Genomic DNA, 23902 nt, shown 5'->3' on the forward strand with positions numbered 1-23902 from the left:
CACTCCTACTCTCGCGGCCCTCTTCCTTTTTTTTCTCCCGCGGGGGGCGGCGGGGGGGGCGGGGCGGGCCCCCCCCCCCCCGGCCCCCCCGCCCGGGGGGCGCGGGCCGGGGCCCCCCCCCCCCCGCGGCTCGGTACGACTTCTCAGCGCCGTGCGCCGGTGCTCAGTCGGCGTCCTTCTCGAAGGCGGCTGGGCGCACCTGGACGGCACGGACCCGGTCGACGTCGAGCTTCTCGGACCGGTCGAACCGGTAGATGCCGTTCTGCTCCTGGAACACGTCGGTGAGCTGGGTGTAGCAGTAGCCGAACATCAGCGGGTCGTCGAGCAGGGCGTCCGTCAGGCCGGCGAAGCGCACGTGGAACTCTTCCTCGTCCGCCACGCGCTGGCCGTACCCCCACGACTCGCTGCGGTCGTCGCCCGCGGCGCGCGCGGCCTCCTCCGGGTTCCACCAGATGCCGCCGTACTCGCTGCAGAAGTACGGCTGGCCCTTGTAGGGCAGCGAGATGGGGTCCCCGTCGTAGCTGTTCGCCCAGGGCTCGTCGGTCGTCAGCCCCGCCATGTCGCGGGCGAACGTCTCCGGGTCCTGCTCGTAGTGGTGGGAGTCCCAGACGTCGGTCTCGAGCACCCGGTGCGAGTAGCCGCTCGCGTCGAGCACGGGGCGCGACGGGTCGGCGAGCTTGGTCGCGAGGAACATCGCGCGCGTGACGTCGTCGAGCTGGGTGATCCGGTCGTGCAGCAGCTGGTGGGTCTCGTTCAGCGGGCACCAGCCGATGATCGACGGGTGCGAGAAGTCCCGCTCGAGGGCCTCCAGCCACTCGGCGACGTACGACGTCGTCGGCTTCTGGTGGTCGTCACGACGGCCGAAGTCGCCGGAGCCCCAGTCGCCGAACTCGCCCCACACCAGGTAGCCGAGGCGGTCGGCGTGGAACAGGTAGCGCTCCTCGAAGACCTTCTGGTGCAGGCGCGCGCCGTTGAATCCGGCCTCGAGGCCGAGCTCGACGTCGCGCAGGAGCGCGGCGTCGCTCGGGGCGGTCATGAGCGACTCGGGCCAGTAGCCCTGGTCGAGCACGAGGCGCTGGAACACGGGCTCGCCGTTGATGCGGACCGCCTTGCCCTCGATCGCCACGGACCGCAGGCCCGCGTACGAGCGGACGGCGTCGACGACGTCGCCCGCGGCGTCGTGCAGCTCGACCTCGACGCCGTACAGGTGCGGATCCTGCGTGGACCACGGCCGCACGCGGTCGGCGGGGACCACGACGCGCACCGACGGCGCGAGGTCGAGGTCCGCGCGCGTCGTCTCGGTCGCGACGACGCCGTCGGCGTCGCTCACGGTGACGACCACGTGGTGGCCGCGGCGGTTCTGCGTGAGCGGCACGCGCACGTCCAGCGCTCCGGCGGCGAGGTCGGGCGTGATGCGCGGACGGCGCAGGCTGGCGCCCGGCACCGGCTCCATCCACACCGTCTGCCAGATACCCGTGGTGCGCGTGTAGTGGCAGTCCTTGTTGGCGTACAGGCCGGACTGCTTGCCGCGGGCCTGCGGGATGCCGCGGTGGTCGCGGGCGCGCACGACGACGGTCACCGTCTCGCCCGGCGCCGCGACGCCGAACAGGTCAGCGGTGAACGGCGTGAACCCGCCGCGGTGGCGGGCCACCTCGACGTCGTCCACCCAGACCGTCGCGTCCTGGTCGACGGCGCCGAAGTGCAGCAGCACGTGCGTGTCGTCGCCGGCGACCTCGGTCCAGTCGGCCGGGACGGTCACCTCGCGGCGGTACCAGACCGCCTCCAGGAAGTCGGTGTTCTCGACGCCGGAGAGCTCGGACTCCGGGGCGAACGGGACGGTGATCGAGCCGGTCAGCGGCCGTTCGCGCAGGCCGCGCTCCAGGCCGGAGTCGCCGGGGTCGATCTCGAACCCCCACTCCCCGTTGAGGTTCAACCAGCGGTCACGCACCACCTGCGGGCGCGGATACTCCGGCCGCGGCACGGCCGCGCCGACAGGGGCGGAGGGAGGGTCGAGGCGATCGAGGACGGACATCGTGGTGCTCCGTTGCATGGACGACAGTTCCGCGAGAGATTCAACCTTCCCGGCAGCCAGAATGCAACGTTGAATCAGAAATTTCCTCCTGGCCGAGGACCGTCAGGCGCTCCGACTGCTCTCCCGCACCAGCAGCCGGTGCGCCACGACGACGTCGACGTCCCGTTCGCCGTCGCCGCCGGCAGCCCCCTCCACCTGCGCGATCACCCGGTCCACGGCGGTCTCGGCGATGGCCTGCAGGTCCGGCGCGACCGTGGTCAGCGACGGGTTCGAGTACCGGCCGTCCTCGGTGTTGTCCCAGCCCGTGACGGCCACGTCCTCGGGCACCCGCACCCCGTTGAGCCGGAGCGCGTAGAGCGCACCCAGCGCCAGCTCGTCGTTGGCGCACACGAGACCGTCCACCTGGTCGATGCGCGGCAGCAGCGACTCGGCCGCCCGCATGCCGTCGGGGCGCGAGAACTGCGCCACGGGCACGATCCACCTCGGGTCCACCTCCAGCTCCCGCGCGGCGTGGGCCTCCTGGAAGCCCTGGAGCCGCGGGGTGCCCGAACGGTCCGCCACGGACTCCGCACCGACGAAGGCGAGGCGGTTCCGGCCCGTCGCGAGCAGGTGCTCGGTGACCTCCCGCGCGGCGCGGACGTTGTCGATGCTCACGTGGTCGGTGCGCCAGCGGCGGTCATGACCAGGGTCGTCGCGCTCGCCGAGCAGCACCATCGGCGTCTCCCCGCGCACCTCGGCGATCTCCGCCGGGCCGAGGGCGAGGGGCGAGAAGATGATCCCGTCGATCGCCTGGACCCGGAACCCGCGCGCCACCTGGAGCTCCGCGTCCCGGTCGGTGCGCGTCTCCTCGATGAGCACCCGGTACCCCCGAGCGCCGGCCACGTCGATGACGATGTGCGCCAGGAGCGAGAAGTAGGGCGAGTGGGCCCACGGGACCGCGAGCGCCAGCGTGTTCGTGCGCCCCTGCCGCAGCTGTCGGCCCGCGAGGTTCGGGCGGTACCCGAGCTCGACGATCATGGCCTCGACCTTGGCGCGCGTCTCCTCGCCGACCCGGCCGGTGCCGTTGACGACGTTCGAGACCGTCTTCCAGGAGACGCCGACGGCCGCCGCCACGTCCTTGATCCCGACCCGGCCGGACCCGCGGCCCGCCCCCGGGCGCCCGGGCGCGCCCGAGGACACCGTCGCCCCGGGCACCGTCGTCGTGTCGCGCTCGTCCTGTGCTGCCATCCACCGACCCTTTCTCGCCCGACAAGGGGGCGTCGTCGCCACCGTGTCAGCGGACCTCTTGACGGTCCGCGCCGCCTAGTCCATCGTGGTCCCACGTTGGAGCGCAACGTTGCACTCAGGAGGGTCGATGAAGACCAAGCTGCGTACGTCCGGGGGTATGTCAGGGCCGTGGCCCAGCCGCGCCCAGGGCCGGTTCCCCCGTCGGTCGGGTTCGAGCGGCACGGTGGACGACGTCGGGCTGAGCAGGCGCGGCCTGCTCCAGGCGGCCCTCGTCGGCGCGGGCGGAATCGCCCTGGGCGGTGCGCTGTCCGGGTGCGCGACCCCGTCGGCGTCCGGGTCGGGCCGCACGTCCGTCATGATCTGGGACCTGTTCTCGGGCGGTGACGGCGCCCTGATGCAGGAGATGGTGGGCGCGGTGGCCCAGGCCAACGCCGACATCTCCGTGGACTCCACGACGCTCGCGTGGGGCGCGCCGTACTACACGAAGCTCGCCATGGCGTCGTCCGGCGGACGCCCGCCGGAGGCCGCGGTGATGCACATGTCCCGGCTGGCGGGCTACGCGCCCGGCGGCCTGCTCGAGCCCTTCGATCTCGACGCGCTGGCCGAGCTCGGCATCACCCAGGACGACTTCGCGCCCGCCGTGTGGGAGAAGGCGCAGTTCGACGGCCAGCTGTACGCGCTGCCGCTCGACACGCACCCCTACATCACGTTCAACAACCCGGCGATCGCCGGGGACGCGGGCCTGCTCGACGGCGACGGCCTGCTGTCGATCGCACCCGGCCCGGACGCCTTCCTCGACGCCGGCCGTGCGATGGCGGAGGTCACCGGCGAGACCGGCGTCTCGTGGGGCTACCTCCGCGACCCGGCAGGCTGCTGGCGCATGTTCTGGGGGCTGTACAGCCAGAACGGCGGCGAGTACGACCTCACGCCGGGCAAGCCGGCCGAGATCGACGAGCGGGCGGCGACGGAGGTCTTCGAGTTCCTCCAGTCGATGGTCGACGGCACGGTGGCGGCCACGAACCAGGACGGCGGCGCCGCGTCCGGGCGGTTCATGTCGAAGCGCACGGGGCTGATGTTCGCCGGCGAGTGGGACCTGCCGATGTTCCGCGACGCCATCCCCGACGTCGGCGGCACGCCGTTCCCGACGATCTTCGGCCAGCCGGCCAACTACGCCGACTCGCACTCCTTCGTCCTGCCGAGGCAGGCGCACGCGGACCCCGCCAAGCGGGAGGCCACGTACCGCGTGCTGGCCGGACTCCTCAAGGAGGGGCTCACCTGGGCGTCCGCCGGGCACATCCCGGCGTACCAGCCGGTCGTGCAGACGGCGGAGTATCAGGAGCTCACCCCGCAGCGCGACTACGCGCCCGCGGCCGAGATCGCCGTCTTCGACCCCGACGCCTGGTTCACGGGCGGCGGCAGCGACTTCCAGACCCGGATGGGCGACTCGATGACCGACACCCTGTCCGGCAAGGCGTCCCCGAAGACCGCCGTCGACCGCATGCTCAGCGAGATGAACCGCTTCCTCGCGCAGCCGAGCCCCGCCTGAGAAGAGAGAGGACGACGATGACCGCCTCCAGCACGTCACTGAGCGCCCCGGTCGCGCGCCCCTCCCGGCGCAGCGCAGGGCCCCGCACCGCCGGCACGACCCGGTCCACGCGCACGTCGTTGCGCGCCCGCGACCGGTCCGGCTACCTGTTCGTCGCGCCGTTCGCGGCGGCGACCGGGCTCTTCCTCCTGTGGCCGACGATCTACGGCCTGTGGATGAGCTTCACCGACCAGAGCCTCACCGCCACGGGGAGCTCCTTCATCGGCTTCGACAACTACGTCGAGGCGTTCAGCGACCCGCAGGTGTGGACGACCCTGTGGCACACCGTGTGGTTCACGGTGCTCAGCACCGTGCCGCTCATCGTGGTCGCGCTCGTCATGGCCCTGCTGGTGCACACCGGCCTGCCCGGCCAGTGGGTGTGGCGGATGTCGTTCTTCGCCCCGTTCCTGCTGACCAGCGCCGTCGTGTCGTCCCTGGCAAGCTGGCTCTTCCAGCCGGAGATCGGCCTGCTCGACGTGTGGCTCGCCAAGCTCGGCCTCGGGCCGATCGGCTGGCTCACCGACGAGAACGTCGCCATGTTCTCCATCGCGCTCGTCACCGTGTGGTGGACCGTCGGGTTCAACTTCCTCCTCTACCTGGCCGCGCTGCAGGGCATCCCCCAGCAGCAGTACGAGGCGGCGACGATCGACGGCGCCGGTGGCTGGCGACGCCTCTTCGCCATCACCCTGCCGCAGCTGAAGACCATCACCGGGGTGATCGTCGTGCTGCAGCTGCTCGCGTCGCTCAAGGTGTTCGACCAGATCTACCTGCTCACCGCGGGCGGTCCGAACGGCAGCACGCGGCCCATCCTCGAGTACGTCTACGACACGGGCTTCACGAACTATCGGCTCGGGTACGCCTCGGCCATCTCCTACGTGTTCTTCGCCCTGATCCTCGTGTTCACGCTGGTCCGGCTCCTGCCGACGAAGAAGGAGGTCTGACGTGGCCGTCACCGAGCACGCCCCGGGGTCCGTCTCCACGCTGGTCGCCGCACGCCGGTCGGCCGCGCAGCAGGCGAGGGCCGAGAACCGCACCCTCACCAAGCTCACGATCGGGCCGTCCCCGTGGGTGCGGGCCGCCGCGCTCGCCGCGCTCGTCGTCATGGCGGTGTTGTGGCTGCTCCCGCTCGCGTGGGGCGCCGTCACCAGCTTCAAGCACGAGGCCGAGGCCGCGCTGCCCGCGTCGTGGTGGCCCACGCAGGGCTGGACCCTCGACGCCTACCGGCAGGTGCTCGGCAACAGCGAGCTGCTGGGCTGGATGTGGAACAGCCTGGTCGTCGCCGTCCTCGTGACCGCGCTGACCGTCCTGATCTCGGCGATGGCGGCGTTCGCCTTCTCGCAGACGCTCTTCAAGGGCCGTGGCCTGCTGCAGTTCCTCACGGTCGCGTCGATCATGATGCCCGGCCAGATCCTCATCGTGCCGCTCTTCAAGCAGATGCAGGCGATGGGCCTGGTCGACACCTTCGCCGGCATCGTGCTGCCGCAGGTGGTGGCCCCGGTGATGGTGTTCATCCTCAAGCGCTTCTTCGACGCCATCCCCGCCGAGCTCCTCGATGCCGCGCGCATCGACGGCGCCGGGACGTGGCGACTCTTCTGGACGATCGTGCTGCCGCTGTCGAAGTCGATCCTGGTGGCCGTCGCGATCTTCGTGTTCATCGGCGCGTGGAACAACTTCCTGTGGCCGTTCATCGTCACGACCGACCCGCAGTTCATGACCCTGCCGGTGGGGCTGTCGACCGTGAAGAACGCCTACGGCGTCCAGTACGCGCAGAACATGGCGTCGGCGATGATCGCCGCCCTGCCGCTGCTCGTCGTGTTCATGCTCTTCCAGCGCCGCATCGTGCAGGGCGTGGCGACGACGGGCATGGGAGGCCAGTAGCAGGGACGATCGGGACATGCCCGACGCGCACGCCCCCGCCACGCAGCACCCCGTCGACAGGCCGACGCAGCGACCGCACGTCGCCGCGGTGGTCGAGGACTGGTGGTGCACCGTGGCGGGGGCGTTCCTGCGCCGTCACGGCTGGGTGCCACGCCTGGTCCCGTTCACCGGGTACGGCTCGCCACGACGGGTCCGCGTGCTGGCCCGCGTGCTGCTGGTGCCGCCGTCACACGCCTCGGGGCCCCTGGCGGCGCTGCGGCACGCCCAACGCCGCGGCGCGTGGGCCTATCTGACGCTGCCGGCCCCTCGGGAGGCGGTGCGGGTCACGCTGGGCGGCGTGTCCGTCGACGTGACGACCGACCGGGCCGGGTACGTGGACGTCGAGGTGACGCTGCCGGACGACGCGCTCCTGGCACCCGGGCGGCACGAGGCGACGCTCACGGCCGTCCGCACGGCGGCCACCTCGGCCGCCGCCGTGGACGTCGTGGGCGACGCCACGACGTTCGGCGTCGTGAGCGACATCGACGACACGACGATGATCACCGCGGTCCCCCGCCCCCTCCTCGCGGCCTGGAACACCTTCGTCCGCCGCCCGAGCGCCCGCCGCCCCGTGCCGGGGATGCCCGAGCTGTACCGGCGGATCGCCGCGGACCACCCGGACGCGCCGTTCGTCTATCTCTCCAACGGCGCGTGGAACACCGCCGACACGCTGGCCGGGTTCCTCGACCGGCACGGCTTCCCGCCCGGCCCGCTGCTGCTCACCGACTGGGGGCCGACACAGACGGGCTGGTTCCGCAGCGGCCCGCAGCACAAGGGCGACAGCCTCGACCGGCTCATGGCCACGTTCCCCCGGGTGCGCTGGCTGCTGGTGGGCGACGCCGGCCAGCTCGACGAGGACGTGTACGTCCGCGCGTCCGCTCGCTGGCCCGGACGGGTCGTCGCGATCGCCATCCGACGGGTGGAGCGCGCCCGGCTCCGGCCCACGCACGGCCGGCCCGACCCCGGCACCAAGCTGGTGCACGGTGCCGACGGCACGGAGCTCGGCGCCCACCTGGCCGACGTGCTCCGCTGAGGTGCCCTGCCCGGTGCTCATGGACGCGGTCCCGCGGGCGACGCGAGCACGGGAAGACTGGGGCCTGTGATCTCGACCGTCCTCGTCGCCCACCCGTGGCTGTCCCCGGCGGCGCTGGTCGTCCTGGTGGTCGCGGGATGGCTCGCCGGGCCGTGGCTCGCGGACCGACCACGGCTGGCCGCCGTCCTGGCCGCGTTGTCCCTCGTACCGGTCGCGCTGCTGACGTTGGCACCCGTCGATCGGGAGCTGTTCGCGCGGTGCACCGTGGGCTGGGCGCTGCCGACGCCGGGCCGGGTCGAGCTGATGGCGAACGTCGTCCTGTTCGTCCCGCCGGCCTACCTGGCGGCCGTCGCGCTCCGCCGGCCTGCGCTCGCGCTGCTCGCGGGGTCGGCCATGTCCGCGACGATCGAGGTGGTCCAGGCGCTGGTCCCGGCGATCGGCCGGTCCTGCGACACGAACGACTGGCTGTCGAACACGATCGGGGCCGCGGGCGGCGCGCTCCTCGCCGCGGTCGCGCTCCGCCGGTGGCGACGACGGCCTCAGGCCCGACCGATCGGCACGAACCCCGACTCGTAGGCGCGGACGACCGCCTGGGTGCGGTCGCGCACGGCGAGCTTGGCGAGCACGTTGCCCACGTGCGTGCGCACGGTCTCGACCCCGAGGTACAGCTCGCGGGCGATCTCCGCGTTCGACAGCCCGGCGGCGACGAGGCGCAGCACCTCCGCCTCGCGCTCGGTGAGACCGACGGACTGGAGCCGGTCGGCCTGGGAGGTGTCCGGTCCATGGGCGGCGACGAGGCGCCTGATGGCGTCCGGGAACAGCAGGGAGTCCCCCCGGGCCACGACGCGCACCGCGTGCACCACCTCCTCCGGGCGGGCCCGCTTGAGCAGGAAGCCCTGGGCGCCGGCGTGCAGCGCGTCGAGCACGTAGTCGTCGTTCTCGAACGTGGTCAGCACCAGCACACGCGGCGCCGGGGCGTCCGGCCGCCCCGACGCGACGACGGCGCGCGTGGCCGCGATCCCGTCCACCTTCGGCATCCGCACGTCCATGAGCACGACGTCGGGCCGGGCCTGGGCCACCACCTGCGGCACCTCGGACCCGTCGCCCGCCTCCCCCACGACCTCCAGGCCGGGCTCCGCGTCGAGGATCACGCGCAGACCCGCACGCACCAGCGGCTCGTCGTCGACGAGGACGACACGGACGACAGCGCCGACGCTCTCGGGTGGGGTCACCCGCACGATCCTGCCGCATCCTGCCGGCGGCGCCCGGGCAAGCGGCTCACCCGAGGGGGAACCGGGCCCGGACGACCCACACGCCGCTGACACCTGGTCCCGCCTCGAGCTCGCCGCGCAGCAGGCGGACGCGCTCGGCCATGCCGTGCAGACCACGGCCCCCGCCGGACGACGGCGGGGCGGACGACGGCACGTCGGGCAGCGGGTTCGTCACCTCGACGTCGAGGGCGGCGTCGACGACGGACACCCGGACGGTCACGGGCCGGCCCGGGGCGTGCCGGACGGCGTTGGTCAGCGCCTCCTGCACGACGCGGTAGGCCTCGTGCGACGTCGCGCGAGGCAGCGTGGCCGCCGCGCCGTCGGCGACGTCGAGCCGAACGTCCGCCCCCGCGTGCCGCGCGTCGTCGACCAGGGCGGGCAGGTCGTCCAGCGACCGGGCGGGGGCGCGCCGCGCGGCGTCGGAGGAGGTCGACGCTGCGTCGTCGCCCGCGCGCAGCAGGCCCAGCACGTGGTCGAGGTCCGCCATCGCGGTCCGGCCGGCCTCCTCGATGGCGGCGAGCGACCGGCGGGCGGCGTCCGGGTCCGTCTCGACCTGGCGGGCGGCGGCTGCCGCCTGGAGCGTGGTGACCGTCAGCGCGTGCCCCACGGAGTCGTGCAGCTCACGGGCGAGGCGGCCCCGCTCGGCGAGCCGGTCCGCACGCGCCTCGAGCTCCGCGATCCGCGCGGTCGGGTCCGGGCCGAGCAGAGGCTCGGCCGACTGCCGCAGCAGCCGTCGGGCGAGCGCCGTGCCGTACGGGAGCGCGACGAGCGCGAGCAGGGCGAGCACCAGCCAGCCGACGGGGTTGCCGGCGAGCGCGGGTCCCATCTGCACGAGGAACGCCCGGTCGATGCCGAACGCGGACAGCACCAGCTGCGTCGCGAGAGGCACCGCGACCAGCAGCCCCACGGTGACGAGCGCGCCGAGCGCGAGGTGCAGCGCGAACCAGGCGGCACCCCGCCAGCGCGTCGCGACGGTGGGCGCCCCGACCGGGTCGGGCAGGGTGCGCGCGTCGACGTCGAGGAACGTGCGCACGGCGGCGATCTCGAGCGCCCGCACGGGCGCGAGGAACGGCGGCGAGCCGACGATGACCGCGGTGACCAGCGCCAGCACGCCGACGGCGACCCGCGGCGTCGCCGGGTCGGCGAACATCTGCACGAACCCCGCGGCGAGCGCGAAGTACGCCCCCGCCAGCACGCCGCCGATGACGAGGTACACGCCCGCCCGCACCGTGGACGCGCTGGTCAGGGGCGTCAGCGCCCAGCGCAGCGTGCGCCGTCCGCTCCCCGTCGTCGCCGTCATGCCCGCCAGTCTGCCCACCGGCCCAGCCCTGCGCCTCCCCCGGCCGGGGGACCCACGACGACCGGCGAGGTCACGGCAGGGAGCAGCCTCGACGACGCCGAAGGCACGACGCACCTGCCACGCTCGCACGGCAGGCACCACGAGGCCGGCGTCCCGTGGTCGTGGCTCAGCGGGGCGGTCCGTCGTGATCGTCCATCTGGACGATCACTCGCGGACGGCTGGGGCGCAGGATCCGGACGATCGCGACGACGCCGCGCCAACCGAGCATCGTCACGGCGAGGAACCCGAACGACACGATCTGGAACGTGGGGAACACGCCGCGGTCGGCGAGGACGCGAAGGACGACACCGAGCGCCCAGGTGCATCCCCACACCACGACGCCCGTCGGCCAGAGGCGCCACGGGGACCGCCAGGCGCGAGACACGCACCATCCGACTGCCGCGGCGACGAGGAACGGCCATGTCGCGGACAGCGGGCCCACGGGATCTGCGCGAGGGGCAGGACCCGCGACACCGCCCACCGCGAGCCCCAGCACGCAGACGGCGTCGGCGAACGCTGCGAGCGCGATCGTCCCGGTGCGCGCCCCGCGCACCGCCCGGCCTCCAGTCGGTCGTGCTGAGCGACGGGCGTCACCGTCGGGCGCGGAGCGCATCCTTCGACGGTACCGCGCGACGTCGCTACGGCTTGCGGGCGCTCACGATCATGTGGGTGCCGAGGAACCGGCGGCGCCAGGTGACGTCGTCGAACCCGAGGCGCCAGAGGATCGACGCGACCTGCTCGGGGGACATGAACCCGAGGGTGGTCTCCTCGAGGTAGGTGTACGACGTCTTGTCGCGCGCCACGAGCTGCCCGAGCAGCGGGATCACGACCTTCACCCCGAGCGCCACCGGGTACTTCAGCAGGCCGCGCGGCGGGCAGGTCTCCAGCAGCGCGAGACGGCCGCCGGGCCGGAGCACCCGCAGCTGCTCGGCGAGCACGCGCTCGGCGTCCTCGACGTTGCGCAGCAGGTAGCCGTGCGTGACGGCGTCGAACGACGCGTCGTCGTAGGGCAGGGCGTTGGCGTCGGCGAACTGCCAGGTCACGGCGTCGGCGCCGGGCTTGGCGCGGGCGCCCTCCAGCATCCCCTCGGAGAAGTCGACGCCGTGGATCGTCGCGCCGGGGTACTGGCGTGCCGCCTCGAGGGCGATGACGCCGGTGCCGGTCGCGATGTCGAGCAGCGAGCCGCCGGCGGGCAGCTGCGCCCGGCGTGCGACGTCGCGGCACCAGGCCGCGTGCCGCCCCAGCGTCATGAGGCGGTTCATCCGGTCGTAGTAGCCGGGGACCGTGTCGAAGAGGCGCTGCACCTCCTCGCCGTGCGGCGAGGGAGAGGTCACGCGGCGAGCTCCTGGCCGCTCATCTTGTGGATGGACGACATCACGTGGTCGGTCAGCTCACGACGCACCTGGGCCGGGCGGGCACCGGCCGTGAGCTGGCGCGACGGGTCGATCGGGGCGCCGAAGTGCACCTGGATGCCGCGCGTCGGGCGCGGGAGCCGCTTGCCGACGGGCTGCACCTTGTCGGTGCCGCGCAGGGCCACGGGGACGACGGGCGCCGAGCCGGCGAGCGCCAGCCAGGCGACGCCGGTGTGCCCCTGGTGCAGCTTGCCGTCGCGGGAGCGCGTGCCCTCGGGGTAGATGCCGAAGGCGCCGCCGCGCTTGAGCACGACGAGCGCGTCGTCGAGCGACCGCTGCCCGGCGCGCGGGTCCTCGCGGTCGACCGGGATGTGGCCCATCGTGGTGAAGAACCAGCGCGAGACCCGGCCCTTGAGGCCCCGGCCCGTCCAGTACTCCGCCTTGGCGATGAAGGTGACGTGCCGGGGCACGACGAGCGGGATGATGATCGAGTCGATGAACGACAGGTGGTTGCTCGCGAGGATCACCGGGCCGCGCCGCGGGATGTTGTGCAGTCCCGTCACCTGGGGGCGCAGGAGCACGTACACCAGGAGCGACAGGACGAGGCGCAGGAACCGATAGGTCACCGCACCATTGTGCCCCCTGCTCCGCCGGCCCCGGCCGAGGCCACCCCCGCGGGCGTGTGATCAGGGCGTTCGCGCCGCCTCGGCGGCGAGGAGCGACGCGGCGGCGCGGCGCGCCTCGCGCGCGACGGCGGCGTCGTGCGTGATGGCGGCCGTGGTCTGGGCGCCCTCGGCGAGCAGCACGACCTGCAGCGCGACGGCGTCGGGCAGGCCGGCCTCGCGCACGAGGCCCAGCACGTGCTCCCGGAAGGCCTCCTTGTGCCCGCGCACGGCCTCCGCGATGCGGGGCGACGTCGCGCCGAGCTCGCCGAACGAGTTGATGAACGCGCACCCCCGGAACCCGTCCTCCCGGAACCACGCGTCGAGGAAGTCGAAGACGCTGAGGATCCGGTCGCGCGGCGTGGCCGCGCCGGCGGCCGCGCGCTCCACGCCCTCCGTCCACTGCCTGGTCCGCAGCGCGAGGACGGCGACCACCAGATCCTCCTTCGACTGGAAGAGCCCGTAGATCCGCTTGAGCGACACCCCTGCCTCGGCGCGCACGGCGTCCATGCCCACGGCCTGCACGCCGCGCGCGTAGAACAGCCGGTCGGCGGCGGCGACCACGGAGTCCCGCGCTGCCTGCTCGTCGAGCATCGTTCACCCTCTCGTCGCCGTCCCTCCCCTTGCGGGGAGAACCATCGTTCTCTACTGTAGCGAACAGCGGGAGAACGATCGTTCTCCCCTCCTTCGGAAGGGGCATCACCATGGGCTACATCACCGTCGGGCAGGAGAACAGCACGGACGTCGAGCTCTACTACGAGGACCAGGGCTCCGGGCAGCCGGTCGTCCTCGTGCACGGGTACCCGCTCGACGGGCACAGCTGGGAGCTGCAGACCCGCGAGCTCCTCGCCGCCGGGTACCGCGTGATCACCTACGACCGCCGCGGGTTCGGCGCGTCCAGCAAGGCCGGCTCGGGGTACGACTACGACACGTTCGCGAAGGACCTCGACACCGTCCTGACGACGCTCGACCTGCGCGACGTCGTCCTCGTCGGCTTCTCGATGGGCACCGGCGAGCTCGCCCGGTACGTGCGCAACCACGGCCACGGGCGCGTCGCCAAGCTCGCGTTCCTCGCCTCGCTGGAGCCGTTCCTCGTGCAGCGCGACGACAACCCCGAGGGCGTGCCGCAGTCCGTCTTCGACGGCATCGTCGACGCGGCCCGCGGTGACCGCTACGCCTGGTTCACCCAGTTCTACAAGGACTTCTACAACCTCGACGAGAACCTCGGCACGCGGATCTCCGAGGAGGTCGTGCGGGCGAACTGGAGCACGGCCGTGGGCTCGGCGCCCGTCGCCGCGTACGCCGTCGTCCCCACGTGGATCGAGGACTTCCGGCCCGACGTCGAGGCGGTCCGCGCCGCGGGCCTGCCCACGCTGATCCTGCACGGCACGAAGGACAACATCCTGCCGATCGACGCCTCCGGCCGGCGCTTCCACGCCGCCGTGCCGGACGCCGAGTACGTCGAGGTCGAGGGCGCGCCCCACGGGCTGCTGTGGACGCACGCGGACGAGGTCAACGCGGCGCTGCTCGCGTTCGTCCAGCGCTGAGCCCGACCCCGCGAGCGCTCAGCTCGCGGTGAGCAGGTAGTCGTCGGCGTCGTCGTCCCACGCGAGGGCGACGGCGCCGGCGGCCGCGGCGCCCTTCGCGAACTGCAGGAACCCGCGGTAGCCGAGCGCCTTCTCCGAGAAGTCGGGGCGGCGCTTGCGCACCTCGTTCTTCAGCCCGGACAGCGGCGCGCTGCCGCCGGCGTCGCGCACCACCTGGCGCAGCAGCTCGAACGCGCCCTCGGTGTCCTGCTGCGCGGGCAGCGCCACCTCCGGGTCGCCGGCCGACGGGCCGTCCGACAGCACGACGAAGTCGCGGTCGGCCAGGAAGCGCAGGAACTCGCCGAACGTGCGGAAGCCGTAGTCCGACTCGCTGAACGTGGGGTCCTTGCGCACCAGCGTGCGCTTGAGCATCGACGCCGTGACGGAGCCGCTGGTGGAGGCCTGCAGGTCGGCGAGCGTCTGCGCCACCCGGACCTCCATCGTCGCGTCCTCGCCCGCGGGCGCCGCGTCCTCCTGCTCGAGGTCCGTCTCGACCACGGACTCGACGGGCTCGGCCGCGGGCTCGACGGCGGCCTCGGCCGCGGGCGCCTTCTTGCGACGGCGGGTCCCCGACGTCGCGCCGGACGTCGCGGGCGCGGACTCCTCGGCGGGAGCGGGGGTCTCCGCCTCCGCCGGGGCCTCGACCGGGGCGGGGGTCTTGGCCCGGCCCCCGCGGCCGCCGCCGGACCGGCCGGCCCCCTTGCCGCCGCGCCCGGACCGCTTGGGCGCGGACGCCTCGGACTCGTCGGGCACGTCGACGCCCTCGAGCCGGTCGTAGAAGAGGAACTCGTCGCACGCGGGCGGCAGCAGGCGGGACGTGGAGTTCTCCACGCCGACGCCGATGACCTTCTTGTCGAGCTCGCGCAGCTTGTGGACGAGGGGGGAGAAGTCGGAGTCGCCCGTGCACATGACGAACGTGGTGATGTACTCGCGCTCGAACGCCATCTCGATCGCGTCGACCACCATCTTGATGTCGGCGGCGTTCTTGCGGGACGCGCCCATGCGCTGCGTCATCTCGATGAGCTCGACCTGGTGGCGGGTCAGCATCCGCCGGTCCTCGTCGAAGTACGACCAGTCCGCGTAGGCGCGGCGCACCACGACCCGACCGCGCACCGCGAGCGCGTCCGCGATCGGCTTGAAGTCGAACTGCATGCCGCCCAGGTGGTCGCGGGCGCCGAGCGCCAGGTTCTCGTAGTCGAGGAAGACGGCGAGGCGCTCTTCGGTGTCCATGCACGTCAGGCTACGGCGTCGCGTGCTCCACCGCGGGCCCGGGGGTCGGTTACCACGGCCGTCACCGCACCGTCCAGGTTCCGGGCGTTCCGTCACCCTTTCTTCACCCCCTATCCTGTGTCGGGTCCCGACGACGCGACGCCTTGGAGGCTCACCTTGTCAGCAGATCCCGGAGCCACCACGGCGACGGACGACATCGTCCCCGACCCTGCGCTCCCCCCGACGGCCGTCCCGGCCGAGGACCTCAAGCCCCGCTGGACGCCCGCGAAGATCGCGCTCTGGGCGGCGATCGCGCTGCTCGGCGGCGTCGCGTGGGTGATGATCGCGCTGGTCCGCGGCGAGACGATCAACGCGATCTGGTTCGTCTTCGCGTCGGTGTGCACGTACCTCATCGGGTACCGCTTCTACTCGAAGGTCATCGAGCGGTACATCACGCGCCCCGACGACCGGCGCGCCACCCCCGCCGAGACGCAGGAGGACGGCAAGGACTTCGTCCCCACCGACCGCCGCGTGCTGTTCGGCCACCACTTCGCCGCCATCGCCGGCGCCGGCCCGCTGGTGGGCCCGGTCCTCGCCGCGCAGATGGGGTACCTGCCCGGCACCATCTGGATCATCGTCGGCGTGGTGCTCGCGGGCGCCGTGCAGGACTACACGGTGCTGTTCTTCTCCATGCGCCGCGGCGGCCGCACCATCGGCCAGATGGCGCGCGAGGAGCTCGGGCGGATCGGCGGCGTCGCCGCGATCGTCGCGTCCCTGCTCATCATGATCATCATCGTGGCGATCCTGGCCCTCGTGGTCGTCAACGCCCTCGGCGAGAGCCCGTGGGGCGTGTTCAGCGTCTCGATGACGATCCCGATCGCGCTGTTCATGGGCGTCTACCTGCGGTTCCTGCGCCCGGGCAAGATCACCGAGGTCTCCCTCATCGGCTTCGTCCTGCTGCTCGCCGCGATCATCGGCGGCGGCATGGTCGCCGACACGGCGTGGGGCGCGGACGTGTTCACCCTCGACCGCACCACGATCGCCGTCGGCGTCATCGTCTACGGCTTCGTGGCCGCCGTCCTGCCGGTGTGGCTGCTGCTCGCCCCGCGCGACTACCTGTCCACCTTCATGAAGGTGGGCGTCATCGTGGTCCTCGCGGGCGCCGTCGTCATCGTGCGCCCCGAGATCTCGGTGCCCGCGATCAGCGAGTTCGCCGGCTCGGAGACCGGCCCGGTCGTGGCCGGCAACCTGTGGCCGTTCCTGTTCGTGACGATCGCGTGCGGCGCCCTGTCCGGGTTCCACGCGCTCATCTCGTCGGGCACGACGCCGAAGCTCGTGGAGAAGGAGCGCCAGACGCGCTTCATCGGCTACGGCGGCATGCTCATGGAGTCGTTCGTCGCGATCATGGCGCTGGTCGCCGCGATCTCGATCGACCGGGGCGTGTACTTCGCGATGAACTCGTCGGCCGCGGCCACGGGCGGCACCATCGAGGGCGCGGTCGCGTTCGTGAACTCGCTCGGCCTCGCCGGCGTCAACCTCACGCCCGACACCCTGAGCACCCTGGCCAGCCAGGTGGGCGAGCCGTCGATCGTGTCCCGCACCGGCGGCGCGCCGACGCTCGCGCTCGGCCTGGCGACGATCATGCACCAGCTCGTCGGCGGCACCGCGATGATGGGCTTCTGGTACCACTTCGCGATCATGTTCGAGGCGCTGTTCATCCTCACCGCCGTCGACGCCGGCACCCGCGTGGCCCGCTTCATGCTGCAGGACACCATCGGGAACGTGGCCCCGCGGTTCAAGGACGTGAGCTGGCGACCAGGGGTCTGGGTCTGCACCGCGATCATGGTCGCGGGCTGGGGCACGATCCTCTATCTCGGCGTCACCGACCCGCTCGGCGGCATCAACACGTTCTTCCCGCTGTTCGGCATCGCGAACCAGCTGCTCGCGGCGATCGCCCTCGCCGTCGTGCTCGCCATCGTCGCCAAGCGCGGCCGCGCCTACTGGGCGTGGCTGTGGATCGTGGCCGTGCCGCTCGCCTTCACGGCGCTCATCACCATCTGGGCGTCGTTCGAGAAGATCTTCTCGGACGTGCCCCAGGTCGGGTACTGGGCGCAGCACCGGGCGTTCCAGGACGCGCTCGCAGCCGGGGAGACGTCGTTCGGCACCGCCCCCGACGTCGCGGCGATGGAGGCCGTGGTCCGCAACACCTTCGTGCAGGGCACCCTGTCGATCGTGTTCGTGGTGCTGTCGATCGTCGTGATCCTCGCGTCGGTGGTCGTGACGATCAAGGCGTTCCGCGACGGCGGCGGCGAGAACCACGAGGACGCGCCCGTCGCGTCCCGGCGGTTCGCCCCCGCGAACCTCTTCGCGACGGCCGAGGAGAAGCGGATCGAGAAGGAGTGGGTCGACGCCGGCCTGCGGGAGACCAGCGGTGCCGGGCACCACTGACGCCCGCACCGTCGGCGCCACCGCGCGCGACGCCGTCCGGGCACTGGCCCGGGCGGCGTCGGCGGGGTGGACGAACCTGCGCTGGTACGTGCGGCAGGTGATGGGCGAGGGCGCCTACGCGACGTACGTGGCGCACGAGCGGGCGGCCCACCCCGACCGGGAGCCGATGGGCGAGCGCGAGTTCTGGCGCGAGCACTACGCGGCCCAGGACCGCAACCCCGGCTCGCGCTGCTGCTGAGCGGGCGGGCGCGACGGCGCCCGCCGCGCCAGGATGGGCGCGTGCGCGCGATCGTGTTCGAGAACCACGGCGGCCCCGAGGTGCTGCACCTCGCCGACGTCCCCGACCCGCAGGCCGGGCCCGGCCAGGTGCGCGTGCGCGTCGAGGCGGCCGCCGTCAACGGCTGGGACGTGAAGTCGCGTGCCGGGGCGACCGGCGCCCCGGCGCCGACGTCGGCCGTCGTGCCCGGGCTGGAGGTGGCGGGGGTCGTCGACCAGGTCGGCCCACCCGCCGGGGAGGGCCTGACCGGCGTCGCGCCCGGCGACCGCGTGGTCGGGTTCGCCGTCGGCGGCGGGTACGCGGAGCTCGCCCTCACGTCGGTCTTCGCGCGCGTGCCCGACGGGCTCGCCGCGACCGACGCCGTCACGGTCCCCGTCGCGGCCGAGACCGCGACCCGCGTGCTGCGCCTCCTCGACGTCCGGCCGGGCGAGACGCTGCTCGTGCACGGGGCGTCCGGGGCGGTGGGCGCGCTGGTCGTCCAGCTCGCCGTCCGCCGCGGCGCCCGCGTGATCGGCACGGCGTCGCCGCCGAACCAGGACAGGGTCGCCGCGCTCGGCGCGACGCCCACCACCTACGGCGCCGGGCTCGTGGAACGGGTGCGCGCCCTCGCCCCCGACGGCGTAGACGCCGTCCTCGACACCACCGGCGCGGGCGTGCTCCCCGACTCGATCGCGCTGCGCGGCGGCACGGACCGGATCGTCACCATCGCCGACGACGCCGCGGCGGACCTCGGGGTCCAGGCCAGCTGGCGGTCCGAGCGCGACGCCGGCGAGCTCGCCGAGGCCGTCGACGCCCTGGCCCGCGGCGAGCTGGCGACCACCGTCGGCGCCGTGCTGCCCCTGGCCGACGCCCCGCGGGCGCACGAGCTGGTCGAGAGCGGGCGCGCGGGCGGCAAGGTCGTCCTGGTGCCCTGAGCAGGGCGTTCCCGCCCGATCCGCATCGGCGATCGTCTCAGCAGGCGGTCTCATCCTCGCCCGTATCGCGGATGCTGCGTACGATCGCGTGACAAGCCATCCAGAGCGGCCGAGAGTCCTGGCTCGACGACGCCGCAGCAACCCGTTCTCCGACGGAAGCCTCCCGAGGACGAAGGTGCTCACGCCAGGATCGATGGAGTGACGCATGGTCGCAGAGGCATCCCTTTCGCCCACCCCGGCAGCTCAGCCGGCAGTTCACCCGGCGCTGCCGGCACGCCCGACGGTCTCGTTCGAGCTCATGCCGCCGCGCCGGCCGGACGCCGCCCCCAAGTTCTGGGAGACGGCGCGCCGGCTGGTGGCCGCGCGCCCGGACTTCGTGTCCGTGACCTACGGCGCGGGCGGCGGTGACCGGGCGACCGCACGCCAGGTCGTGTCCACCCTGCTCGCGGGCACGCCCGTCCTGCCCGTGGCTCACCTGACCTGCGTGGGCGCGCACCGGGAGGACGTCTCCGCCGTCATCGACGACTTCCTCGACGCCGGCACCCGCGCGTTCCTCGCCCTGCGGGGCGACCCGCCGAAGGACCAGCCGGACTGGGCGCCGCCCGCCGACGGCGTCGCGTCGTCGATCGAGCTCGTGCACCTGCTGCGCGAGGTCGAGGCCCGGCGCTGCGCGACCGACCCCGGGGCCGCGCTGCGCGGCGCCGCCCGCCCGATGACGATCGCCGTCGCGACGTTCGTCGACGGCAACGTGCAGGCGGGCACCACCCGGGCCCAGGAGGTCCGGCGCCTCAAGGAGAAGCAGGACGCGGGGGCGAGCTTCGCCATCACGCAGCTCTTCTACGAGGCCGGCTCCTACACCGACTTCGTCGCCGAGGCCCGCGCGGCCGGGGTGACGATCCCGATCCTCGCCGGGCAGCTGCCCACGACCGAGCCGCGCCGGCTCCGTCGCGTCGAGGAGCTCACCGGCGTCCGCGCGCCCCGGCACCTGCTGGACGCGCTCGACGCCCTGCCGGACCCGGAGGCCCAGCACGCCTACGGGACCGCGCGCGCCGTGGAGCTCGCACAGCGCGTGCTCGACGCGGGCGCACCCGGCATCCACGTGTACACGTTCAACAAGTACCGTCCCGCTCTGGACCTGCTCGAGGGTGTCCACCTCGGCGGACCGGCGCCGGCCGACGCCACGTCGGACGGCGCGGACCTGGCCAGAAGGCCGTGGGTACCGAGCATCCCGACCCAGGCTCCCGCCGTCTGACGCGCGGAGCCCGAACTCTGGAGTGCTCATGTCCACCACATCGACAAGCCCCACCCCCGCCACGGCATTTCCCGGTGGCACGATCCTCGGCTACCCGCGCATCGGGCGCCGCCGCGAGCTCAAGAAGGCCGTGGAGTCGTTCTGGGCCGGGCGCACCGACGCCGTCGACCTGGAGGTCGCGGCCGGCACGCTGCGCCGCGAGACGGCCCGCCGTCTCGTCGACCTCGGCCTGAACCCCGACGACGGCTCCGTGCCCGGGTCGTTCTCCTACTACGACCAGGTGCTCGACGTCGTCGCGCTGCTGGGCGCCGTTCCCGAGCGGTTCCGCGACCTGCTCGACGACGAGGACGGCTCGCTCGAGCTCGACGGCTACTTCACCGTGGCCCGGGGCCGCGGCGAGGACGCCCCGCTCGAGATGACCAAGTGGTTCGACACGAACTACCACTACCTCGTGCCGGAGATCAGCGAGACGACGCCGGTCTCGTTCGCCGACCACCGCATCGTGCGCGAGTACGCCGAGGCCAAGGAGGCCGGCGTCACGACGCGCCCGGTGCTCGTGGGCCCGGTGACGTTCCTCGCCCTGTCGAAGGCGGCCGACGAGGCGGGCGACGGGTTCCACCCGCTCGACCGGCTCGACGACGTCGTCGCCGCGTACGCCGACCTGCTGCGCGCGCTGGCCGCCGTCGGCGTGCCGTGGGTGCAGCTCGACGAGCCCGCGCTCGTCACGGACTCCCTCGACGTGCCCGCGGAGCGCCTGCACGCGGCGATCGCCTCGGCGTACCGCACCCTGGCGACCGACCTCGCCAGGGCCACCGACGACACCGCCTCCGACGACGCCGCGGGCGAGCGGCCCGCGATCCTCGTGACGGCGCCGTTCGGCGGCCTGCACGAGGACGCCCTCGCGCTCCTCGCCGCGACCGACGTCGACGCGATCGCGATCGACCTGGTCAAGGGCGCCGTGCCGGCCGGCCTGGTGCCGGGCCTCGAGGGCAAGACCCTCGTCGCGGGCGTGATCGACGGGCACAACGTCTGGCGGGCCGACCTGGCCGCCAAGCTCGACGTCGTCGAGTCGCTGCGGGGCCTCGGCGCCGGGGCCCTCACCGTCAGCACGTCGACGTCGCTGCTGCACGTGCCGCACGACGTCGAGGACGAGGTCTTCGACGTCACGGCCGCGGGCACCACGCTCGACCCGCGCCTGCGCGACTGGCTCGCGTTCGCCGACCAGAAGGTGGGCGAGGTCGCGACCCTGGCCGTGGCCCTCGCGGACGGCCGGGAGTCCGTCGCGGACGCGCTCGACGCGTCCTCCGCGGCCGTGGCCTCGCGCGCGACGGCGGCGGGCGTCGTCGTGCCCGCGGTGCGCGACCGGGCCGCGGCACTCACCGACGCCGACTTCGCCCGCGGCCCGTACGCGGAGCGGGCGGCCGCGCAGGCCGCGCGGCTCGACCTGCCCCCGCTGCCCACGACGACGATCGGCTCGTTCCCGCAGACCCCGGAGATCCGCAAGGCCCGGGCCGCGTGGACCAAGGGCGAGCTGTCCGACGCCGACTACTCCGCCGCGATGCGGGAGGAGATCGGGCGCGTCGTGACGCTGCAGGAGGAGCTGGGCCTCGACGTGCTGGTGCACGGCGAGCCCGAGCGCAACGACATGGTGCAGTACTTCGCCGAGCAGCTCGACGGCTTCGCGGTGACGGCGAGCGGCTGGGTGCAGTCGTACGGGTCGCGCTGCGTGCGCCCGCCGATCCTCTGGGGTGACGTGCAGCGCCCGGCGCCGATCACGGTCGAGTGGTCCGCGTACACGGCGTCGCTCACCGAGAAGCCGGTCAAGGGCATGCTCACCGGCCCGGTGACGATCCTCGCGTGGTCGTTCGTCCGCGACGACCAGCCGCTCGGCGACACCGCCAACCAGGTGGGCCTGGCGCTGCGCGACGAGATCGCGGACCTCGAGGCCGCGGGGATCGGCATCGTGCAGGTGGACGAGCCCGCCCTGCGCGAGCTGCTGCCGCTGCGCCGCGCGGACCAGGACGAGTACCTGCGCTGGTCGGTCGGCTCGTTCCGGCTCGCGACGTCGGGCGTCGCGCCGGCCACGCAGGTGCACACCCACCTGTGCTACTCGGAGTTCGGCGAGGTGATCGGCGCGATCGACGGCCTCGACGCGGACGTCACCTCCGTGGAGGCCGCCCGCTCGCGGATGGAGATCGTGCCGGAGCTCGCCGACGCCGGGTACTCCCGCGGCATCGGGCCGGGCGTCTACGACATCCACTCCCCGCGCGTGCCGTCGTCCGACGAGGTCACCGAGCTGCTGGCGCTCGCCGTCAAGGCGATCGACCCCGCGCTGGTGTGGGTCAACCCGGACTGCGGGCTCAAGACCCGCCGGTACGCGGAGGTCGAGCCGGCACTGGCGCACCTGGTCGCCGCCGCCCGCGAGGTCCGCTCGACCCTCTGACCGGCGCCGTCGCCCGGGTGACGCAATAGACGTCGACCCGGGCGACGGTCCCGTGCCACCATGGAAGGGCCGGTCGTGCCCTCGGGGCGCGAGCGGACCACGACTTTTCCACGAGCGAGGAGACAGCGATGCCGGGCGTCGCAGGGAGCGGGGTGGGCCACCAGGCCTGCTCGGGCAGTCCCGCCTGCCCCGGCACCGCCTCCGTCTGAGCCCCGCGGGGGCCGGCAGGTGAGGCGGTGCGGGGCTTCGTCCTGCCCACCCCCGCTCACCTGAAAGCCGATCCCCCATGACCCCGCTCACCGAGCAGCAGCTCCGCGCCTCCCTCGTCAACGCCACCCGCAGCGAGCGCCAGCGCATGATCGTCCCCGACCTCGCCGAGGTCGACTGGGACCGCCTCGACTACCTGGGCTGGCGCGACCGCAAGCAGCCCCTCTCCGCGTACGTCGTCATGACGCTCGACGACGAGCCGGACGCCGAGCCCGTCGGCGTCCTCCTGCGTGCCGCCGAGCGCACCGGCCCGCGCCGCGCCGCCATGTGCGCGTGGTGCGAGGACGTCGTGGAGACCCGCGACGTGCAGCTCTTCGTCGCCAAGCGCGGCGGCGCCGCCGGCCGCAAGGGCGACACCATCGGCACGCTCGTCTGCGGCGACTTCCGCTGCTCCCGCAACGCGCGCCGTCGTCCCACCCTCGCCGAAGCGGGGCGCGACGACCCCGGCGTCCGCGAGGCGATCGTCGAGCGGCGCGTCGCCGCCCTGCGCGAGCACACCCGCAAGTTCCTCGACGAGGTGCGCCGCACCGTCTGACCGGTGCGGGCCCCGGCGTTCGCCGACGGCGATCACCAGGATCTGGCACTCTCCTTCGGCGAGTGCTAAAACACCAGGTGTAGCCACGGCGGACGCCGGAGGGCCCGGCCCGCCGTCTCGCGACCGAGGCCGCGGGCGCGGCCTCATGACGAGGAGGTGATGCGCGATGGCTACCTACCGAGACCCGTTCCAGGAGATGGACCGGCTGTTCGGCTCGCTCGCCCTGAACGGTCGGAGCGCTCCAGGCATGCCGATGGACCTGTTCCGCGAGGGCGACCACTTCGTCCTGGCGGTCGACCTGCCCGGGATCGACCCCGGCAGCATCGACGTCTCCTGCGAGGACCGGACACTGACGATCCGGGCAGAGCGCACGCCGCGCTCCGCCGAAGGGCAGTGGCTGCTGCGGGAGCGCGCCACCGGTACCGTCGCCCGGCAGCTCACGCTCGGTCGCGGGCTGGCGCTGGACCAGATCTCGGCGTCCTATGCCGACGGAGTGCTCACGCTGACCATCCCCGTCGCCGAGGACGCCAAGCCCCGCCGCATCGAGGTGACC

At 73.4% G+C, this 23902-nt stretch carries 22 protein-coding genes and 1 riboswitch; of the genes, 13 read left to right on the top strand and 9 right to left on the bottom strand.

Going from position 1 to position 23902, the window contains the following annotated elements; genetic code table 11:
* Nucleotides 1-163: 163 nt before the first annotated feature.
* Both ACFWEK_RS04030 and ACFWEK_RS04035 read right to left on the bottom strand, forming a co-directional pair.
* Entirely contained in the window at nucleotides 164-2032 is a 1869-nt protein-coding gene (locus tag ACFWEK_RS04030; protein WP_430553173.1) for a glycoside hydrolase family 2 protein, read from the bottom strand.
* Between the two features lie 102 nt (nucleotides 2033-2134).
* Nucleotides 2135-3259: a LacI family DNA-binding transcriptional regulator gene (locus tag ACFWEK_RS04035; RefSeq protein ID WP_430553174.1), complete on the bottom strand. Its 1125-nt coding sequence runs from the start codon at nucleotides 3257-3259 to the stop codon at nucleotides 2135-2137.
* A gap of 127 nt (nucleotides 3260-3386) precedes the next feature.
* Between ACFWEK_RS04035 and ACFWEK_RS04040 the strand changes: the two genes are divergently transcribed.
* From ACFWEK_RS04040 to ACFWEK_RS04060, 5 genes are all read left to right on the top strand, one after another.
* A complete protein-coding gene (locus ACFWEK_RS04040) occupies nucleotides 3387-4805 on the top strand; it encodes an extracellular solute-binding protein (RefSeq protein ID WP_430553175.1) in 1419 nt (472 codons plus the stop codon).
* 17 nt (nucleotides 4806-4822) lie between these two features.
* The gene (locus ACFWEK_RS04045) at nucleotides 4823-5785 is read left to right on the top strand and encodes a carbohydrate ABC transporter permease (protein ID WP_430544946.1); all 963 of its coding nucleotides are present in this window, start codon (nucleotides 4823-4825) and stop codon (nucleotides 5783-5785) included.
* Nucleotide 5786: 1 nt separating this feature from the next.
* The gene (locus tag ACFWEK_RS04050; RefSeq protein WP_430544945.1) at nucleotides 5787-6722 is read left to right on the top strand and encodes a carbohydrate ABC transporter permease; all 936 of its coding nucleotides are present in this window, start codon (nucleotides 5787-5789) and stop codon (nucleotides 6720-6722) included.
* Between the two features lie 16 nt (nucleotides 6723-6738).
* Nucleotides 6739-7794, top strand: a complete 1056-nt coding sequence (locus tag ACFWEK_RS04055; protein ID WP_430544944.1) for an App1 family protein — start codon at nucleotides 6739-6741, stop codon at nucleotides 7792-7794.
* 66 nt (nucleotides 7795-7860) lie between these two features.
* Nucleotides 7861-8370: a VanZ family protein gene (locus tag ACFWEK_RS04060; RefSeq protein ID WP_430553176.1), complete on the top strand. Its 510-nt coding sequence runs from the start codon at nucleotides 7861-7863 to the stop codon at nucleotides 8368-8370.
* Here ACFWEK_RS04060 and ACFWEK_RS04065 read toward each other — a convergent pair.
* From ACFWEK_RS04065 to ACFWEK_RS04090, 6 genes are all read right to left on the bottom strand, one after another.
* Entirely contained in the window at nucleotides 8334-9026 is a 693-nt protein-coding gene (locus ACFWEK_RS04065) for a response regulator (RefSeq protein WP_430544942.1), read from the bottom strand. The two genes, ACFWEK_RS04060 and ACFWEK_RS04065, sit on opposite strands and share 37 nt — an antisense overlap.
* 46 nt (nucleotides 9027-9072) lie before the next feature.
* A complete protein-coding gene (locus ACFWEK_RS04070; protein WP_430544941.1) occupies nucleotides 9073-10365 on the bottom strand; it encodes a sensor histidine kinase in 1293 nt (430 codons plus the stop codon).
* Nucleotides 10366-10531: 166 nt separating this feature from the next.
* Nucleotides 10532-11017, bottom strand: coding sequence for a DUF3054 domain-containing protein (locus ACFWEK_RS04075; RefSeq protein WP_430544940.1), 486 nt, complete (start codon nucleotides 11015-11017; stop codon nucleotides 10532-10534).
* A gap of 25 nt (nucleotides 11018-11042) precedes the next feature.
* Nucleotides 11043-11738 carry a ubiquinone/menaquinone biosynthesis methyltransferase gene (locus ACFWEK_RS04080; RefSeq protein WP_430553177.1) on the bottom strand — a complete coding sequence of 232 codons (696 nt, stop codon included), beginning with the start codon at nucleotides 11736-11738 and terminating at the stop codon, nucleotides 11043-11045.
* Nucleotides 11735-12382: a lysophospholipid acyltransferase family protein gene (locus tag ACFWEK_RS04085; protein WP_429762715.1), complete on the bottom strand. Its 648-nt coding sequence runs from the start codon at nucleotides 12380-12382 to the stop codon at nucleotides 11735-11737. The genes ACFWEK_RS04080 and ACFWEK_RS04085 overlap by 4 nt, the downstream gene beginning before the upstream one ends.
* Before the next feature lie 60 nt (nucleotides 12383-12442).
* The gene (locus ACFWEK_RS04090) at nucleotides 12443-13012 is read right to left on the bottom strand and encodes a TetR/AcrR family transcriptional regulator (RefSeq protein ID WP_430544938.1); all 570 of its coding nucleotides are present in this window, start codon (nucleotides 13010-13012) and stop codon (nucleotides 12443-12445) included.
* Between the two features lie 110 nt (nucleotides 13013-13122).
* Here ACFWEK_RS04090 and ACFWEK_RS04095 point away from each other — a divergent pair, with 110 nt between their 5' ends.
* Nucleotides 13123-13965 carry an alpha/beta fold hydrolase gene (locus ACFWEK_RS04095; protein WP_430553178.1) on the top strand — a complete coding sequence of 281 codons (843 nt, stop codon included), beginning with the start codon at nucleotides 13123-13125 and terminating at the stop codon, nucleotides 13963-13965.
* A gap of 18 nt (nucleotides 13966-13983) precedes the next feature.
* Here the strand turns inward: ACFWEK_RS04095 and ACFWEK_RS04100 are convergent, their stop codons facing one another.
* On the bottom strand, nucleotides 13984-15234 hold the full coding sequence (locus ACFWEK_RS04100; RefSeq protein WP_430553179.1) for an NYN domain-containing protein: 1251 nt from the start codon (nucleotides 15232-15234) through the stop codon (nucleotides 13984-13986).
* Nucleotides 15235-15390: 156 nt separating this feature from the next.
* Here ACFWEK_RS04100 and ACFWEK_RS04105 point away from each other — a divergent pair, with 156 nt between their 5' ends.
* The 7 genes from ACFWEK_RS04105 to ACFWEK_RS04135 form a co-directional block, all read left to right on the top strand.
* The gene (locus ACFWEK_RS04105) at nucleotides 15391-17661 is read left to right on the top strand and encodes a carbon starvation CstA family protein (protein ID WP_430553180.1); all 2271 of its coding nucleotides are present in this window, start codon (nucleotides 15391-15393) and stop codon (nucleotides 17659-17661) included.
* Nucleotides 17645-17899, top strand: a complete 255-nt coding sequence (locus tag ACFWEK_RS04110; RefSeq protein ID WP_430553181.1) for a YbdD/YjiX family protein — start codon at nucleotides 17645-17647, stop codon at nucleotides 17897-17899. The genes ACFWEK_RS04105 and ACFWEK_RS04110 overlap by 17 nt, the downstream gene beginning before the upstream one ends.
* Before the next feature lie 41 nt (nucleotides 17900-17940).
* Nucleotides 17941-18852, top strand: a complete 912-nt coding sequence (locus ACFWEK_RS04115; RefSeq protein WP_430553182.1) for an NADP-dependent oxidoreductase — start codon at nucleotides 17941-17943, stop codon at nucleotides 18850-18852.
* 93 nt (nucleotides 18853-18945) lie between these two features.
* A riboswitch (SAM riboswitch) is annotated at nucleotides 18946-19052 on the top strand.
* 5 nt (nucleotides 19053-19057) lie between these two features.
* Entirely contained in the window at nucleotides 19058-20104 is a 1047-nt protein-coding gene (locus tag ACFWEK_RS04120) for a methylenetetrahydrofolate reductase (protein ID WP_430553183.1), read from the top strand.
* A 28-nt stretch (nucleotides 20105-20132) separates the two neighbouring features.
* The gene (gene metE / locus ACFWEK_RS04125; protein WP_430553184.1) at nucleotides 20133-22547 is read left to right on the top strand and encodes a 5-methyltetrahydropteroyltriglutamate--homocysteine S-methyltransferase; all 2415 of its coding nucleotides are present in this window, start codon (nucleotides 20133-20135) and stop codon (nucleotides 22545-22547) included.
* A gap of 286 nt (nucleotides 22548-22833) precedes the next feature.
* Complete coding sequence (locus ACFWEK_RS04130) at nucleotides 22834-23349, top strand: FBP domain-containing protein (RefSeq protein WP_430544931.1); 516 nt, start codon at nucleotides 22834-22836, stop codon at nucleotides 23347-23349.
* Between the two features lie 166 nt (nucleotides 23350-23515).
* The coding region (locus tag ACFWEK_RS04135) for an Hsp20/alpha crystallin family protein (protein ID WP_430553185.1) at nucleotides 23516-23902 on the top strand (387 nt) is incomplete at its 3' end.

Origin of the sequence: Isoptericola sp. NPDC060257, assembly GCF_042726645.1 — a bacterium.
Classification (GTDB): Bacteria; Actinomycetota; Actinomycetes; order Actinomycetales; family Cellulomonadaceae; genus Isoptericola; species Isoptericola nanjingensis.